The 15,611-nt window shown below is 67.4% G+C and carries 16 protein-coding genes; 8 read left to right on the top strand and 8 right to left on the bottom strand.

Going from position 1 to position 15,611, the window contains the following annotated elements:
- Positions 1-51: 51 nt before the first annotated feature.
- Both ACSFCA_RS19230 and msrA read right to left on the bottom strand, forming a co-directional pair.
- The gene (locus tag ACSFCA_RS19230) at positions 52-354 is read right to left on the bottom strand and encodes a hypothetical protein (RefSeq protein ID WP_435460872.1); all 303 of its coding nucleotides are present in this window, start codon (positions 352-354) and stop codon (positions 52-54) included.
- Positions 355-461: 107 nt separating this feature from the next.
- A complete protein-coding gene (gene msrA / locus ACSFCA_RS19225) occupies positions 462-1,013 on the bottom strand; it encodes a peptide-methionine (S)-S-oxide reductase MsrA (protein WP_435460873.1) in 552 nt (183 codons plus the stop codon).
- Positions 1,014-1,115: 102 nt separating this feature from the next.
- Here msrA and ACSFCA_RS19220 point away from each other — a divergent pair, with 102 nt between their 5' ends.
- From ACSFCA_RS19220 to ACSFCA_RS19205, 4 genes are read left to right on the top strand one after another with little or no spacing between them, the layout of a single operon-like run.
- On the top strand, positions 1,116-1,838 hold the full coding sequence (locus ACSFCA_RS19220) for a TetR/AcrR family transcriptional regulator (protein WP_435460874.1): 723 nt from the start codon (positions 1,116-1,118) through the stop codon (positions 1,836-1,838).
- A 21-nt stretch (positions 1,839-1,859) separates the two neighbouring features.
- Positions 1,860-2,537 carry a protein-L-isoaspartate O-methyltransferase family protein gene (locus ACSFCA_RS19215; RefSeq protein ID WP_093058243.1) on the top strand — a complete coding sequence of 226 codons (678 nt, stop codon included), beginning with the start codon at positions 1,860-1,862 and terminating at the stop codon, positions 2,535-2,537.
- 16 nt (positions 2,538-2,553) lie between these two features.
- Entirely contained in the window at positions 2,554-2,898 is a 345-nt protein-coding gene (locus ACSFCA_RS19210; RefSeq protein WP_435460875.1) for a rhodanese-like domain-containing protein, read from the top strand.
- A gap of 21 nt (positions 2,899-2,919) precedes the next feature.
- On the top strand, positions 2,920-4,473 hold the full coding sequence (locus ACSFCA_RS19205) for a TolC family outer membrane protein (protein ID WP_435460876.1): 1,554 nt from the start codon (positions 2,920-2,922) through the stop codon (positions 4,471-4,473).
- Positions 4,474-4,486: 13 nt separating this feature from the next.
- On the opposite strand, the gene ACSFCA_RS19200 is transcribed toward ACSFCA_RS19205, so the two are convergent.
- On the bottom strand, positions 4,487-5,869 hold the full coding sequence (locus tag ACSFCA_RS19200; protein WP_093058240.1) for a 3-deoxy-D-manno-octulosonic acid transferase: 1,383 nt from the start codon (positions 5,867-5,869) through the stop codon (positions 4,487-4,489).
- A 9-nt stretch (positions 5,870-5,878) separates the two neighbouring features.
- Positions 5,879-7,261, bottom strand: a complete 1,383-nt coding sequence (locus tag ACSFCA_RS19195; protein ID WP_435460877.1) for a phosphomannomutase/phosphoglucomutase — start codon at positions 7,259-7,261, stop codon at positions 5,879-5,881.
- Positions 7,262-7,372: 111 nt separating this feature from the next.
- On the opposite strand from ACSFCA_RS19195, the gene ACSFCA_RS19190 reads away from it, so the two are divergent.
- From ACSFCA_RS19190 to ACSFCA_RS19180, 3 genes are read left to right on the top strand one after another with little or no spacing between them, the layout of a single operon-like run.
- Entirely contained in the window at positions 7,373-8,971 is a 1,599-nt protein-coding gene (locus tag ACSFCA_RS19190; RefSeq protein WP_435460878.1) for a DNA-3-methyladenine glycosylase 2 family protein, read from the top strand.
- Positions 8,972-8,977: 6 nt separating this feature from the next.
- Positions 8,978-9,475: a methylated-DNA--[protein]-cysteine S-methyltransferase gene (locus tag ACSFCA_RS19185; protein WP_435460879.1), complete on the top strand. Its 498-nt coding sequence runs from the start codon at positions 8,978-8,980 to the stop codon at positions 9,473-9,475.
- A gap of 38 nt (positions 9,476-9,513) precedes the next feature.
- Positions 9,514-10,455, top strand: coding sequence for a DMT family transporter (locus tag ACSFCA_RS19180; RefSeq protein ID WP_435460880.1), 942 nt, complete (start codon positions 9,514-9,516; stop codon positions 10,453-10,455).
- A 19-nt stretch (positions 10,456-10,474) separates the two neighbouring features.
- Here the strand turns inward: ACSFCA_RS19180 and ACSFCA_RS19175 are convergent, their stop codons facing one another.
- The 4 genes from ACSFCA_RS19175 to ACSFCA_RS19160 all read right to left on the bottom strand — a co-directional run bounded on the left by ACSFCA_RS19175 (position 10,475) and on the right by ACSFCA_RS19160 (position 14,729).
- Positions 10,475-11,137 (bottom strand): DUF1345 domain-containing protein, encoded by a 663-nt coding sequence (locus ACSFCA_RS19175; RefSeq protein ID WP_258350435.1) that lies wholly within the window; start codon positions 11,135-11,137, stop codon positions 10,475-10,477.
- Positions 11,138-11,208: 71 nt separating this feature from the next.
- Positions 11,209-12,762 (bottom strand): AMP-binding protein, encoded by a 1,554-nt coding sequence (locus ACSFCA_RS19170; protein ID WP_435460881.1) that lies wholly within the window; start codon positions 12,760-12,762, stop codon positions 11,209-11,211.
- A 5-nt stretch (positions 12,763-12,767) separates the two neighbouring features.
- Positions 12,768-13,904: a DUF5938 domain-containing protein gene (locus tag ACSFCA_RS19165; RefSeq protein ID WP_435460882.1), complete on the bottom strand. Its 1,137-nt coding sequence runs from the start codon at positions 13,902-13,904 to the stop codon at positions 12,768-12,770.
- A 21-nt stretch (positions 13,905-13,925) separates the two neighbouring features.
- The gene (locus ACSFCA_RS19160) at positions 13,926-14,729 is read right to left on the bottom strand and encodes an SDR family NAD(P)-dependent oxidoreductase (protein ID WP_435460883.1); all 804 of its coding nucleotides are present in this window, start codon (positions 14,727-14,729) and stop codon (positions 13,926-13,928) included.
- 241 nt (positions 14,730-14,970) lie between these two features.
- Between ACSFCA_RS19160 and ACSFCA_RS19155 the strand changes: the two genes are divergently transcribed.
- Positions 14,971-15,609, top strand: a complete 639-nt coding sequence (locus ACSFCA_RS19155; RefSeq protein ID WP_258350439.1) for a TetR/AcrR family transcriptional regulator — start codon at positions 14,971-14,973, stop codon at positions 15,607-15,609.
- Positions 15,610-15,611 lie beyond the last annotated feature (2 nt).

The raw sequence follows: 15,611 nt of genomic DNA, 5'->3' as shown, positions 1-15,611 counted from the left end.
TCTGCCGCCGCCCGCGCGATGCGGGCGGCGGCAGCCGGAACACAGGGAGATTCAGCGAGAGGAAGGCGGACCGCGCGCGTCGAAGAGCGCGATCCAGCGGGCGACGACCTCGCCCTGCAGATAGGCGAAGGTGGCCGACGGCAGCAGCATCGGCAGCACCACCAGCGGCACGCTGGGCACGGCGGAACCGTGCTCCAGCTGGTCGTACAGCCGGCATTCGGCGTCGGTGTGCTCGCCGAACAGGCTGCCCAGCCCGTGGGCCGCGTGGTCGTGCGCGCCGCTGCGCGATGCCTGCTGCACCTGCACCGCCGCCTCGGCGTGCGAGAGGCCCGGCACGTGCAGCGAACGGTGCATGACCCCCAGCGTGCCCGCAATCCACAACGCGAACGCCAGCGCGACGATGAACGCGCGCGACGAACGGGAGGGAGACTGGCGGGCGATGCGCACGGGGTGGGAGGCGGTCAGGCCTTCAGGCGCGAGGCGAAGGTCTTCTGGAACTTCTCGACCTTCGGGCCCACGACGAATGCGCAGTAGCCCTGGTTCGGGTTGTTCAGGAAGTAGTCCTGGTGGTAGGCCTCGGCCGTCGAGTAGTTGGCGAGCTTCGCCACTTCGGTGACGACGGGCGAGTGATAGGTCTTGCTGGCCTCGATCTCGCGGATGACCCCTTCGGCCACCTCTTTCTGGGCGTCGCTGGTGTAGTAGATGCCGCTGCGGTATTGGGTGCCAGCGTCGTTGCCTTGGCGGTTGAGCGTGGTCGGGTCGTGCACGACGAAGAAGATTTCGAGGATTTCGCGCAGGCTGATCTGCGCCGGGTCGAATTCAAGCTTCACCACCTCGGCATGGCCGGTTCGGCCGGTGCAGACCTGCTCGTAGGTCGGATTGACGGCCTGGCCGTTGCAATAGCCCGATTCCACGTCCAGCACGCCCTGAACCCGGTCGAACACCGCCTCGGTGCACCAGAAGCAGCCACCGCCCAGCACGATGGTTTCGGTAGGCGGCGATGAGGTAGGCATGGTGCTGCTCCGGCAGGTTGGAAAAAGACGAACCCGATATTGTCGCGGCTTGACGTGACGGATGCCGGTCACTACATTACTAACCCGCGAGTCATTAACATCATGCCCACGCCCCGCTCCTTCGTCGAAAAGATCTGCCCGGTGCACGCCAAGCGCGAACGCCGGAAAGAGGCGCGCCCGGGCGAACTGCTGGCCGCCGCGCTCGATCTGTTCGTCGAAAAGGGCTTTGCCGCCACCCGTTCCGAGGAAGTGGCGGCGCGCGCCGGCGTCTCCAAGGGCACCCTCTTTCTTTACTTTCCGAGCAAGGAAGAGCTGTTCAAGGCCGTGGTCATGGAAAACCTCGGCGGCCGTTTCACGGAGTGGAATGCCGAGTTCGAGGCCTTCGAAGGCACCACGGCCGAGATGCTGCGCTACTGCATGAGCGTGTGGTGGGAGCGCGTCGGCAAGACCCAGGCCTCGGGCCTGACCAAGCTCATGATGAGCGAGGGCGCCAACTTTCCCGAACTGGCGGAGTTCTACCGCCGCGAGGTGGTCCGGCCCGGCCACGAGCTGCTGCGGCGCATTTTCAAGCGCGGCATCGACAGCGGCGAGTTCGCGCCCATGGACATCGACCACGCGATCTATTCGGTGGTGGCGCCCATGGTCTTCCTCATGCTCTGGAAGCATTCGGCCATGGTCTGCGTCGACGGCGCATCGGCGCTCGACCCCGAAAAGTACGTCGCCGTGCAGGCCGACGTGGTGATCAACGGGCTCAGCGCGCACCCCGGAAGGCCGAGCGTGCCGCCGGTGTCACCGACGGCACCTAAAATTGAAGGTTTGTCCTGAGCCCACTAGGAAAACCACGCCATGAACCCCACCCCCACCCTCGAGCGCTTGCGCTTCAACATGATCGAACAGCAGATCCGCCCCTGGGATGTGCTGGAAACGGACATCCTCGAACTGCTGGCCGAAATCCACCGCGAGGACTACGTGCCGGAAGAACACCGCACGCTGTCCTTCTTCGACATGGAGCTGCCCCTGCTCGACGGCTCCGTGCCCGGCGAATTCATGCTGTCGCCCAAGGTCGAGGCCCGCACGCTGCAAGACCTGCACATCCAGAAGCACGAATCGGTGCTCGAAATCGGCACCGGCTCCGGCTTCATGGCCGCCCTGCTGGGTGCCCGCGCCGCCCAGGTGCTGTCGCTTGAAATCAACCCCGTGCTGGCCGCCCGCGCCGCCGAGACGCTGCGCCGCAACGGCGTGACCAACGTCGAAGTGCGCAATGCCGACGGCGCCGTGCCCCTGGCCAGCGGCCCGAGCTTCGACGTGATCGTGCTCAGCGGCTCGGTCGCCCGCATTCCGCAGAACCTGCTGGGTTCGCTCAAGGTCGGCGGCCGCCTCTCGGCCATCGTGGGCGAAGAGCCGATGATGCGCGCCCACTTCGTCACCCGCTCGAGCGAAAGCAAGTGGGACACCATCCAGCCCTGGGACATCGTGGCCCCGCGCCTGCTGAACTTCCCCGAGCCCTCGCGCTTCTCGTTCTGAGCCGGCGGTTGACCGAATGATCGACCAAGTCCGCCCCGCCGACCTTGCCGCCTGGTTCGCCCAGAACGCCGACGCCACCCCCGTGCTGCTCGACGTGCGCGAACCCTGGGAACTGCAGACGGCGAGCGTCGCGCCCCAGGGCTTCACCCTGGTGGCGATTCCGATGAACGAGATTCCCGGGCGGCTGGCCGAGCTGAACAACGGCCAGCCCGAACTTCGAATCGCATGCCTGTGCCATCACGGCGCGCGCAGCCAGCGCGTGGCCGCCTTTTTGAACCAGAACGGCCTTGACCAGCTCGCCAACGTGGCGGGCGGCATCGACGCCTGGTCTTCGCACGACCCCTCGGTCCCGCGCTACTGATTCTTTCTTCAAGGACGTTCAATGCCTTCCAGGCCCCGGCTTTCGCCTCTTTCCGCAGCGCTCGCAAGCATCTTCGCAGCCCTGCTCGCATCGCCGGCCCTGACCCAGGCCCAGACACTGAACGAACTCTATGACGCCGCCCGCGGCTACGACGCCACCTACCAGGGCGCGCGGGCCCAGTACGAGGCCAACGTCGCGCGTGCCGCGCAGGCCAAGGCCGGCATCCTGCCCGCCGTGGGGCTCACGGCCGGCGTGACGCGCAGCGACCTCGACATCGACACCCTCACGGGCACCGGCCGCGGCACCACCACGCCGCGCGACTTCAACACGCAGAACGTCGGCATCAACGCCACGCAGCCGCTGTACCGGCCCGCCAACTGGGCCACGTACGAGCAGGGCAAGCGCCAGGCCGACATCGCGCAGGCGGTGCTCACCATTGCCGAACAAGACCTGATCGTGCGCGTGAGCCAGGCGTACTTCGACGTGCTCGCAAGCCAGGACAGCCTGGCGCTGGTGCGCGCGCAAAAGGTTGCCGTGGCCGAGCAGTTGGCGTCGGCCAAGCGCAACTTCGAGGTCGGCACTTCCACCATCACCGACTCGCGCGAGGCGCAGGCCCGCTACGACCTGGTGATCGCGCAGGAGATCGCGGCCGAGAACGACCTGCAGGTGAAGAAGATCGTGCTCGACCAGTTGGTCGGCCGCCCCGGCAGCGTGCCGGTGCCGCTGCGGGTGCCGGTGGTGCTGCCCGCCGCCGTGCCCGCGGACATCAACGCCTGGGTCGCGCAAGCCGACGAGGTGCATCCCTCGATTCAGCAGGCCCGACTGGGCCTCGACGTTGCCGGGCTCGAAGTGGACAAGGCCAAGGCCGGCCACAAGCCCACGCTCGACGCCAACCTGGGCTACAACGTCACGCGCAACCCGACGGGCACCAGCACCAGCACCGTGGGCACGCGCGTCAACGCGACCACGGTCGGCGTGACCTTCAACCTGCCGCTGTTCGCCGGCTTCGCCACCGAAAACCGCATCAAGGAAACGCTGGCGCTCGAAGACCAGTCGCGCAGCGTGCTCGACGGCACCCGCCGCAGCGTGGCGCAGGCCACCCGCGCGGCCTACCTCGGGCTCGTCTCCGGCGCTGGACAGGTGAAGGCGCTGGAAGCGGCCGAATCATCGAGCCAGAGCGCGCTCGACGCCAACCGGCTCGGCTACCAGGTGGGCGTGCGCATCAACATCGACGTGCTGAACTCGCAGAGCCAGCTGTACCAGACCAAGCGCGACCTGGCGCAGGCGCGCTACAACGTGCTGCTGGGCAACCTGAAGCTGCGCCAGGCCAACGGCACGCTGACGACCGACGACATGAATGCGATCAACGCGACGCTGGCAAGCAATGGCAGCGTGCCGGCCGTGCCCTCGGCCACTGGGCCCGATCGCAGCACCACGGTGCCACCTGCGACAACGGTGACGCCACCGAGCATTCCGGTGATCCCGCCGGTGCCGGTGCAGCCGTTCAATCCGCCGGCGCCGACGATGCCGACAGCACCCGTGCCGCCAGTGATCCTGAACCCGCCGGTGCGCTGAGCACGCGCCGCCGTCAATCCAGCGTGGGTTCAGCCCGCGTTGGCTCTTCGTCCAGCGGCTCCCCCGCCGCCGTCACTGGCTCTGCCGCCTGCGCAATAGCCAGCACTGCGGCCGCGGTGCGCTCGGCAGCCCCACGGTTCGATGAAGAGAACGCCAGCGCGGCCTGCGCCATCGTGGCGCGGCGCTCGGGGTTCTCGACCAGCTTCAGCGCGGCCGTCACGGCCTGCTCCATGCCCTCGACCCGCAGCGACGCACCGGCTGCCAGCGACAACTGCGCCGCCTCGGCGAAGTTGAAGGTCGACGGGCCCATGATCACCGGGCAACCGCAGGCCGCCGGCTCGATCAGGTTCTGCCCGCCCAGCGGCTCGAAGCTGCCGCCGAGCAGCGCCACGTCGGCCAGGCCGTAGTACAGCGCCATCTCGCCCAGCGAATCGCCGAGCCAGATCTCTGCATCTGACGGCTGGCCCGCCGCGCTCCGGCGCGCGACGGCAAAGCCCTCGGCCTCGATCAGCGCCGCCACTTCGTCGAAGCGTTGTGGATGACGCGGCACGATCATCCATTGCACGTCGTGCACGCGCTTGGCAATCGAGCGGATCGCGCCCTGCTCGGGCGGCACGGGCGAGGTTGCGCCGAAGCGCTTGAGCACTTCGAGCAGCAGTCGCTCTTCGCCGTCGCGCGAGCTTGCGAGCACGACCATCGGCTTGGGCAGGCGCTCGCGCAGCGACACGGCCGCGTTCAGCTGGCGCGCATCGGGCGTGGCGTCGAACTTGAGGTTGCCGTAGATGCCGGCCACCTTGGCGCCCAGCGACACCAGGCGGTGCGCATCGGCCTCGGTCTGCGCCCACACGGCGGTGAGCGCCGAGTACGCGGGCCGCGCCAGCCATGCAAGCCGTTCGGCCGAGGCCAGCGATTTCTCGTTGAGCCGCGCATTGGCCAGTACCAGCGGAATGTGGCGCTCGGCGCAGGCGGCGGCCATCTCGGGCCAGACCTCGGTTTCCATCAGCACGCCGATGCGGGGCTGGAACTTGTCAAGAAAACGCGCCACCGCACCCGGCGTGTCCCACGGCTGCCAGACCTGCGTGTCGCCGGGTTCGAGCAGCTTGGCGCCTTCTTCGCGGCCGGTGGCTGTGCCGTGCGTGAGCAGGATCGGAATGCCCGGGTACTGCCGCCGCAGCTCGGCAATCAGGATGGCGGCCGCGCGCGTCTCGCCGAGCGAAACCGCATGCACCCAGCACTGGGCCTGGCCGGTGGTCGCTTCGTCGTAGTGGCCGAAGCGCTCTTCCACGGCCACGCCATAGCCCGGCTCGGCCTCGGCGCGGCGCCGCAGCTTGCGGCGCACTAGCGGTTGCACGACGGTGGTGAAGACGCCGTAGAGGCGAAGCAGCAGGGAACGCACGGGCTCAGTTCAATGAGAGGCTTCAGCCAGTTTGGCGTCGGGCTTGACGGTTCTCAACAAAGCCAGCATCTCGGCTTCGATGCGCTTCAATGCGGCATCGGTCTGGCCTTCGAAGCGCAGCACCAGCACGGGGGTGGTGTTCGATGCACGGATCAGGCCGAAGCCATCGGGCCAGTCGACGCGCAAGCCGTCGATGGTCGAGACCTTGGCGGGCGCCGCAAAGCTCGCGCCCTTCACGAGCTTGTCGACCACCACGTGCGGCTCGCCTTCGGCGCAGGCCACGTTCAGTTCGGGCGTCGAGAAGCTGGTGGGCAGCGCGTTGAGCACGTCGCTCGCGTTCGGGCTCTTGCTCAATATTTCGAGCAGCCGGCAGCCCGCATAGGTGCCGTCGTCGAAGCCGAACCAGCGCTCCTTGAAGAAGATGTGGCCGCTCATCTCACCGCCCAGCGGCGAATCGATTTCCTTCATCTTCGCCTTGATCAGCGAATGGCCGGTCTTGAAGATCATCGGCACGCCGCCCGCTGCCTCGATGGCCGGTGCCAGGCGCTGCGAGCATTTCACGTCGTAGATGATGGTGCCGCCGGGCACGCGCGACAGCACGTCCTGTGCAAAGAGTTGCATCTGGCGGTCGGGGAAGATGTTCTGGCCGTCCTTGGTGACGATGCCCAGGCGGTCGCCGTCGCCGTCGAAGGCCAGGCCCAGTTCGGCGTCGCCGGTGGCCAGCGCGGCCATCAGGTCCTTCAGGTTTTCGGGCTTGCTGGGGTCCGGGTGATGGTTGGGGAAGTCGCCGTCGACTTCGCTGAACAGTTCGGTCACTTCGCAGCCGATGGCGCGGAAGATGGCAGGGGCCGATGCACCCGCAATGCCGTTGCCCGAATCGATCACGATCTTCATCGGCCGTGCCAGCTTGATGTCGCCGGCAATGCGCTTGACGTAGGCATCGGTCACGTCGACCTTGCGCACGCTGCCGCCCGGGGCAAGCTGGGCGGTGCCCGCTTCCATGGTCTTGCGCAGGCCCTGGATCTCGTCGCCGTAGATCGCGCGGCCGGCCAGCACCATCTTGAAGCCGTTGTAGTCCTTGGGGTTGTGGCTGCCGGTGACCTGGATGCCGCTCTTGCACAGCGTGTGGGCCGCGAAGTACAGCATTGGCGTGGTGACGGCGCCCACGTCGATCACCTCGACGCCGGTGGCCACCAGTCCCTTGATCAGCGCGTCTGCCAGCGCGGGGCCCGACAGGCGGCCATCGCGACCTACGGCCACCGACTTCTCACCGGCGGCGCGGGCTGCGCTGCCGAAGGCCCTGCCGAGCGCTTCCGCCACCTCCGTATCGAGAGTGACGGGCACGACGCCGCGAATGTCATAGGCCTTGAAGATCGACGCGCTGAGCTGCATGAAAGGCGTTTCCCTGTTGGTTTTGTAAACGGGGCATTGTAGGCAAGGCTCCAGATGCCCACATGTCCGAAAACGGCCAGTTGAAACGAGTCGAAACCGTATCATTTCCCCATGCCTACCAGCCACACCCCCACCGAAGCGCTCGAGAGCGACGCCTGCTACCTGGCGATGAAGACGCATGATGCGCGCTTCGACGGGTCGTTCTTCACCGCCGTGACCTCCACCGGCATCTATTGCCGCCCGGTCTGCCGCGTCAAGCTGCCGCGGCGCGAGAACTGCCGGTTCTTCCGCCACGCGGCTCAGGCCGAGGCCGCGGGCTTTCGCCCCTGCCTGCGCTGCCGGCCCGAGCTGGCGCCGCGTGCAGCCAGCTGGTCGACCGAAGACGCCTCGCGCATCCTCGCGCTGCAGGCGGCAAGGCTGATCGACGAGCCCGACGCCTGGTCGGAAGACGGCCCGGGCGCGGCACAGATCGCAGCGCGGCTCGGCGTGAGCGACCGCCACCTGCGGCGCATCTTCGAGGTGCAGTTCGGCGTCTCGCCCCTTCAATATCTGCAGACGCGCCGCCTGCTGGCCGCCAAACAGCTCATCGCCGACACCCGCCTGCCGATGACGCAGGTGGCACTGGCCAGCGGCTTCGCCAGCGTGCGGCGGTTCAATGCGGCCTTTCTGGAGCACTATGGCCTGAACCCCAGCGCCCTGCGGCGCGCCGGTGGCGCCACCGCCGAAGGTGGCGAAGGCAAGGCCATCGAGGTGCGGCTGGGCTTTCGCCCGCCCTACGACGCCAACGCGATGCTGGGCTTCTTCGCGCGCCGTGCACTGCGCGGCGTCGAAGTCGTATCCACGACGGACGGCAAGGAGCCCGCCAAGGGCAGCACGCCCACGTATGTAAAGCTGACACGCACGCTGCGCGTCCAGCAAGGCGGGCAGGCGCATGCAGGCTGGCTGCAACTGCGCTTCGACCTCGAACGCGAGCAACTGCTGCTGTCGGTCAGCGATTCGCTTGCCGCGGTGCTGCCCATCGTCATCAGCCGCGCCCGTGCCCTGTTCGACCTCGATGCCGAACCGATGGCCATCAATGCGGCGCTGCATGCGGCCTTTCCGCATGGCGACGGGCTGCGCGTGCCGGGCACGGTCGACGGCTTCGAACTGGCGGTGCGCGCGGTGCTGGGCCAGCAAATCACGGTGGCCGCGGCGCGCACGCTGGGCTCGCGGCTTGTCGAGGCCTTCGGCGAACCGCTGGCTACACCCATCGACGGGCTGAACCGGCTGTTCCCCACGCCCGCGGCCATTGCCGCTGCGAGCGGCGATGCGCTGGGGCAGCTCGGCATCGTGCGGCAGCGGCAGACGGCCCTGCACGCCATCGCGCGCGAAGTCGCGTCCGGCAAGCTGGCGCTGCATGCGGGGGCCGACGTGCCTTCGACCATCGCGGCGCTGCAGGAGCTGCCCGGCATCGGCGCCTGGACCGCGCAGTACATCGCGATGCGCGCGCTGCGTTGGCCCGATGCCTTCCCGGCCGGCGACGTGGCACTGCAAAAGGCGCTGGGCGTAACCACAGCGCGCGCTGCCAGCGAGGCCTCGCAAGCCTGGCGGCCATGGCGCAGCTATGCGGTGCTGCGGGCCTGGCATGCACCCTCTTCCACTCCTGCGACCGCCACCGAAACGGCGGCCGCGGAATTCCCTCTCATCACTACGGCAGGCCTCACCGCCTGAAATGTCATGAAGTTCAAGAGCAAAGTCATCTACACCTCGCACATCGACACGCCTCTCGGCGGCATCACGATGGCGGCCACCGACCAGGGCCTGGCCGGCGTCTGGTTCGACCAGCAGCGCCACTGGCCCGACACCAGCGGCTGGATCACGAAGGACGACCACCCCGCGCTGGTCGAGGCGGCCGCGCAGCTGCACGACTACTTCGCCGGCAAGCGCGACAACTTCGACATGAAGCTCGACCTGTCGCACGGCACCGCGTTCCAGCAGAGCGTGTGGCAGCAACTGCTGGCCATTCCGGCGGGTGCCACCACGAGCTATAGCGCGCTCAGCGTCAACGTGGGCAACCCTGCTGCGGTGCGCGCAGTGGGCGCGGCCGTAGGGCGCAACCCGATCAGCGTGATCGTGCCTTGCCACCGCGTGCTGGGGTCGGACGGGTCGTTGACCGGTTACGCTGGCGGGCTCGACCGCAAGACCGCCCTGCTGGAACTCGAAGGCGCGCTGTAAAAACTTCCAACAAAGAAGAGACAAAGAGCGAAAGACGCATGACCACAACGAACAACAACATCGCAGCTGCCAAGCCCCTCGCACCCACCGCCTGGCTCATCGACCTGGTGCTGCTGGGCGCGCTCTGGGGCGCGTCTTTCCTCTTCATGCGCATCGGCGCGGCGGAGTTCGGCGCGCTGCCGACGGCTGCGGTGCGGGTGGCGATTGCCGCACTGTTCCTGCTGCCCATCGCGCTGCTGCGCGGCCATGGGCCGTCTCTCGCCAAGCACTGGAAGGCCAGCTTCGCGGTCGGCGTCTTCAACTCGGGCATGCCGTTCGCGCTGTTCTGCTTCGCGCTGCTGACCATCAACACCGGTCTCGCCGCCGTGCTCAATGCCACGACGCCGATGTTCGGCGCACTTGTGGCCTGGGCCTGGTTCCGCGAGCGGCCAGCGGGCTCGCGCATCGTCGGGCTGGTGATCGGCTTTGCCGGCGTGGCAATGCTCGCCAGCCGCAGCGCCGGCCTGCATGCGGGTGCCAGCGGCAATGCCGCACTCTTCGCGGTGCTGGCCTGCCTGGGCGCATGCCTTTGCTACGGCATCTCGGCCAGCGCCACGCGCGCCCATCTGGGCGGTGTGCCCGCGCTGACCACAGCCACCGGCAGCCAGATCGGCGCCACGCTGTTCCTCGCCCTGCCCGCCTTCTGGCTCTGGCCCGCGCAGATGCCCAGCCTGCGCGCCTGGCTCGCGCTGCTGGCGCTCGGCATCGCCTGCACGGGCGTCGCCTACATCCTGTTCTTCCGGCTGATCGAACGCGCCGGCCCGGCGCGCGCGCTGACGGTGACCTTCCTGGTGCCGGTGTTCGCGCTGTTCTACGGCGCGGTGTTCCTCGGCGAGAACATCACGCAGTGGATGCTGATCTGCGCGGCCGTCATCGTCTGCGGCGTGGCGCTGTCGACGGGCATCGTCAAGCTGGGGTGGCCCCGCAAGGCCTCGGCCTGAGAGTGCTTAGGCCGGGCGCCTACACGGCGCCCGCGACGACGTTCACCGAGAGTGCGAGCACCAGCATGTTGAACGCGAAGGCCAGCACGCTGTGCAGCAAAGTGATGCGCCGCATCTCCTTCGACGTCGCCTGCACGTCGGACACCTGCGAGGTCATGCCGATCACGTACGAGTAGTAAAGAAAGTCGAAGTAGTCGGGGGCGTCGTCCTTGCCCGGAAAGTCGAGCCCGCCGTCGGGCGTGCCGCTCTTCTGGTCGATGTAGTAGCGGTGTGCGTAATGAAAGGCGTAGATCGTGTGCATCATCAGCCACGAGCCCGCCAGCGCCACCAGCCCGAGCGCCACGTGCGCCGCGCGCTCCCAGCCGCTCAGCGCCTTCACCTGCTGGAGCAGCATGGCGATGGCCACCACGCTGGCGCCGACCACCACCAGCATCGAGACCAGGATCACCACGTTGGGCTGGTCCAGCGACTGCGCGCGCTCGCGCGTACGCTTCGCATCGAAGGTGTCGGCCAGCCACCACGACAGCACCTGGTAGACCGCCACGGCCACGCACCACCCGGCCAGCGCGCGCGCCATGCCGCTCATGGGCGCCGGCATCAACGCCGCGGCGGTGGCGCAGCCGGAGACAGCGCCGTAGAGAAGACGTTGGGGACCGGTGGTGGTGGAAAGGTGTTTGCGCATGGCGGCACTGTAGCGCCGCACAGTCTCCCGTCGTCGGCGTTCAAGGGAGTTATGCCCGGAGACATTCGCTTCTAGCGCTGCCTCGGCTCTGCTTCGTCCGACAGCAATGCTGCACGCACTTCCTTCTTCAGCACCTTGCCCACCTTGGAGCGCGGCAGGTCGAGCCACACCTCGATCTGTTTGGGCGCCTTCACGCTGCCGATGCGCGCCTTGACGAAAGCCTTGATCTCTTCCACGTTCACCTGCCGACCGACATGCGGCTGCAACACGGCCACCACGCGCTCGCCCCATTTCTCGTCAGGCAGGCCGACGACTGCGCTGTCCTGCACGTCGGGGTGTTGCATCAGCACCTGCTCCACTTCGGCGGAGTAGACGTTGAAGCCGCCCGAGATGATCATGTCCTTGGCGCGGTCCACGATGTAGAGAAACCCGTCGGCGTCGAGGTAGCCGATGTCGCCGGTGTGGTGCCAGCCGTGGCGCGAGGCCTCTTCGGTGGCGCGCGCGTCCTTGTAGTAGCCGAGCATCACGAGCGAGCCGCGCACCACGATCTCTCCGCTCTCGCCCGTGGGCAGCAGCGCGCCGTCGCCGTTCATCACGCCCACCTGCACGAGCGGCCCGGGGCGGCCGGCCGATGACAGACGTTGGCGTGCGACCGTGCCGTCATTGTTGAAGTGGTCGCGCGGCGACATCATCGAGATCATCATCGGCGCCTCGGTCTGGCCGAAGAGTTGGGCCATGACGGGGCCGATCTTCTGCAGCGCCTCTTCGAGCCGCGCGGCCGACATGGGCGCCGCGCCGTACCAGAAGCATTGCAGCGAATCGAGCTTCGCATCTGCCAGCTGCGGGTGCTGCAGCAGCATGTAGATCAGCGTGGGCGGCAGGAAGGTGTGAGTGACGCCGTGTTCTTCGATGAGGCCGAGGAATTCGCCAAGGTCGGGCTTGGGCATGATCACGACCTGCCCGCCCAGCGCCATCACAGGCAGGCACAGCACGCCGGCCGCATGCGTGAGCGGCGCAAGCGCGAGGTAGACGGGCCGGCCCTCGAAGGGGTAGCCCATCAGCGTCAGCGCCGACATCGCCTCGAGGTTGCGCCCCGACAGCATCACGCCCTTGGGCTGGCCGGTGGTGCCGCCGGTGCCGGCGATCATCGCGACGTCGTCGACCACCTGCACATCGATGGGGGCATCGCCTGCATCCCCCAGCCATTGGTCGAGCGATGGCGCGAAGGGCTGCGCCTTGTCGAGGCAGACCAGCGTCGTCACCTTGGGCAGGTCGGACCGCATCTGCTCGACAAGCGGTGCGTAGTTGCTGTGGAAGATCAGGCAGCTGCAGTCGAAGGCGTCGAGCACGTAGCGGTTCTCGGCTGCCTCGTTGCGCGGATTGATCGGACACCACACGGCCGCTGCGCGCGACAGCCCGAAGACGCATGCGAAGGCGACCGGATCGTTGCCCGACAGCACCGCCACCTTGCTGCCCGGGGCGATGCCGCTGCGCTGCAGCGCCCGCGCCACCCGGTAGCTGAAGCGCTGCGCGTCGCCGTACGACAGCAGCACGGCCCCCATGCGCAGGCAGGGCGCCGCGGCTCCCAGCGAAGCGCCCTTGTCCAGGTAGTCGATCAGGCGCATGGAAGTCAGCCCAGCCGGGTGAGCACGGGCTCCTGCACCAGTCCGAAGCTGCGCAGCGCGCCCAGCAGCTCGCGATGCCCGAAGGCCTGGCAACCCGAGGCGAAGCCGGCGCGGCGCGGTGCCTGCTGCAGCAGCGAGGCGGCCGCATAGGCCTGCAACAAGCCGGTCTGCTTGTAGTTGCAGTTCCCGAAAATCACGCAGTGCATGCGGCCCAGCGGACCCGAGGCATGCACCGAATCGACGGACTTGTTGATGCGCGGGTTCTCGCGCGGGGGCATGGTGTTCATCACGCCTGCCGCCGTCTGGGCCAGGGCGGCATAGCGATCGTCGTCGTTCATGCCCTCGGTGGCCTTGAGCGCGGCTGCCACGATGTGCGGCACGCCCTGCATCAGCGCCTTGTTGAAGACCCCGCCGAGCACCTTCACATTGGCCACGCGCGGATCGCGCTTGAACCATACCGGATGCGAGGTGCCACCCCATGGAAGTGCCAGCGCCGCCTCGTGCTGGCCGGGAATCGACAGGTGGTACAGGCCCGCGTCGGGTTGCCACTCTACGTATTCGTTCTGCTCCAGGTAGTAGGCCTTGGACGTGGCCGCGTTGACCAGGATGGTCTGGGTGGATGCGATGGTCGGGCTGCCGCCCCAGAACACGGCGATGTCCAGCGTGTCGAGCCCGGGTGTCTCCAGGCACAGCTGCGCGGCGATCTCGCCGGTGGTGTACATCTGCGCCAGGCCGGGCGAGAGCAGCAGGCCCGCGGCGGCGAACCTGGCGCCGTACTTCTGCTCGAGCGTGATGAGCCAGTCCTGCTCGCCAGTGGTGTCTGTGTAGTGGCATCCCGCGGCCAGGCAGGCCTCGACCACCTCGGGGCCGAACTTGGCGAAAGGCCCTACCGTGTTGAGCACCACCGAGGCGCCGGTGAAGAGCTCCGTGAGCGCCGCCACCGAATGCTTCACCTCCACCACCTCATAGCTAGCGGTCTCGATACCGGGCACGTTCGACTTCATCGCCGCTTCCAGCTTCTGCGCGCTGCGGCCCGCGGCAACGAAGGGGATGTTGTACTCGCGCAGGTATTCGCACACCAGTCGGCCGGTGTAGCCGGAGGCGCCGTAGACGACGACGGGCTTCTTCTTGCTGCTGCTCATGTTGTGTCTCCGTTTTTTTGCTCACATGCCCATGCCGCCATCCACCGCAATGCCCGCGCCGGTGATGAACCGGGCCGCATCGGAGCAGAGGAAGACCACTACATCGGCCATGTCGCCGACCTCACCGAGACGGCCCAATGGCGTCTGGCCGATCACGTCGCCCACTGCCGCCTCGACGCTGGGTGCGAGCCCCGCGGCGACGATGTCGTTGGCGAGCTTCATGCCCATGTCGGTGGGCACCAGTCCGGGGTAGATGCAGTTCACGCGCACGCCGTAGCCCAGCTTGCCGGACTCCATGGCCGCGACGCGCGTGGCGCGGTCGACCGCGGACTTGGTGGCCGAGTAGCCGGCAATGGCCGGGAAAGCGATCGTCGCCGCTACAGATGCGATGTTGACCACAGCCCCGCCGCCGCCCGCGCCGCCACCGGGACGCATCGCACGGAACGCGTGCTTCATGCCCAGCAGCGTGCCGGCCACGTTCACGTCGAGCATGCGGCGCAGGTCGTTGCCGTCGACGTCGATCACCAGCGAGGTGATCTCGATGCCGGCGTTGTTGACGAGGATGTCGAAGCCGCCGAGCTCCTTGACGGTGGTTTCGGTGGCAGAGGCCCAGTCGCCGTCTTTCGTGACGTCGAGCGGAACGAAGCCCACCTTCGCTCCAGAGGCAGACAACCTGGAAGCGGTTTCGCGCCCCAGGTCGGCAAGCACGTCGCCAATCATCACGGAGGCGCCGGCCGCCGCCAGTGCTTCGGCAATGCCCGCGCCAATGCCGCGCGCACCGCCCGTCACCAGGGCCTTGCGCCCTTTCAAGTCGAACTTGGCCATCACTTGTCTCCTGTAGATGTGTTGTGAGATGGAGCGGTCATCGTAGAAATCGACTTTACGGGTGTCAAGTTTTTCTTTGACGATTGTCAAAACTTCGTAAAATGACATGCGTGGCACGCCGGATGCGGGTTCTCCCGCTTGCGTGCTATGGTTTGGAATCACGAAGAACACAGGGGCCGGCATGCGTGCGGTCCGGCTTTCAATGACGACACATCAACGGCTGAAGAAACACGCTGAACGAGTGCCCAAGGCTCGGGTCGACAAATTCTCGGAACGGCGCGCCGAACTGGGCGAGGCCGCACTCACCACGCTGGCGGCACTGGGCTATGCACGCACGAGCCTGCGCGAGATCGCCCAGAACTCAGAGTTCTCGCACGGCGTTCTGCACTACTACTTCAGCGACAAGGTCGACCTGATCATCTGCAGCGTCAAGCAGTACAAGGCACGCTGCGTCACGCGCTACGACCACGCGGTGGAAAGCGCCACCACCTACGACGAGCTGATGGATGGCTTCCTGCAGAGCCTTGGCGACACGCTGCGCGACGAAGGCCACGTGCACCGCCTCTGGTACGACCTGCGTTCGCAGGCGCTGTTCGAGGAAGCCTTCCGCGCCGATGTCGTGCAGATCGACAAGAGCCTCGAGGACATGATCTGGCGCATCATGAGCCGCTTTGCCGAGCTCTCGGGCGAAGCACCCGGCATGCCGCCCTCGGCCACCTATGCGCTGTTCGACGGGCTGTTCCAGCAGGCACTGCTGAAGCACCTGTCGGGCGATGCGAAGGCCATCGACGACATGCAGGTCGATGTGCGCCAGGCCATCTCGCGCCTGTTCGCTGCCCCTGCCAAGGCCGCAGCGCCGGCCCGCAAGCGCCGCGCCTGAAA

This window comes from Variovorax multivorans (assembly GCF_051216835.1).
Classification (GTDB): domain Bacteria; phylum Pseudomonadota; class Gammaproteobacteria; order Burkholderiales; family Burkholderiaceae_C; genus Variovorax.
This window is presented reverse-complemented; position numbering and strand designations above follow the sequence as displayed.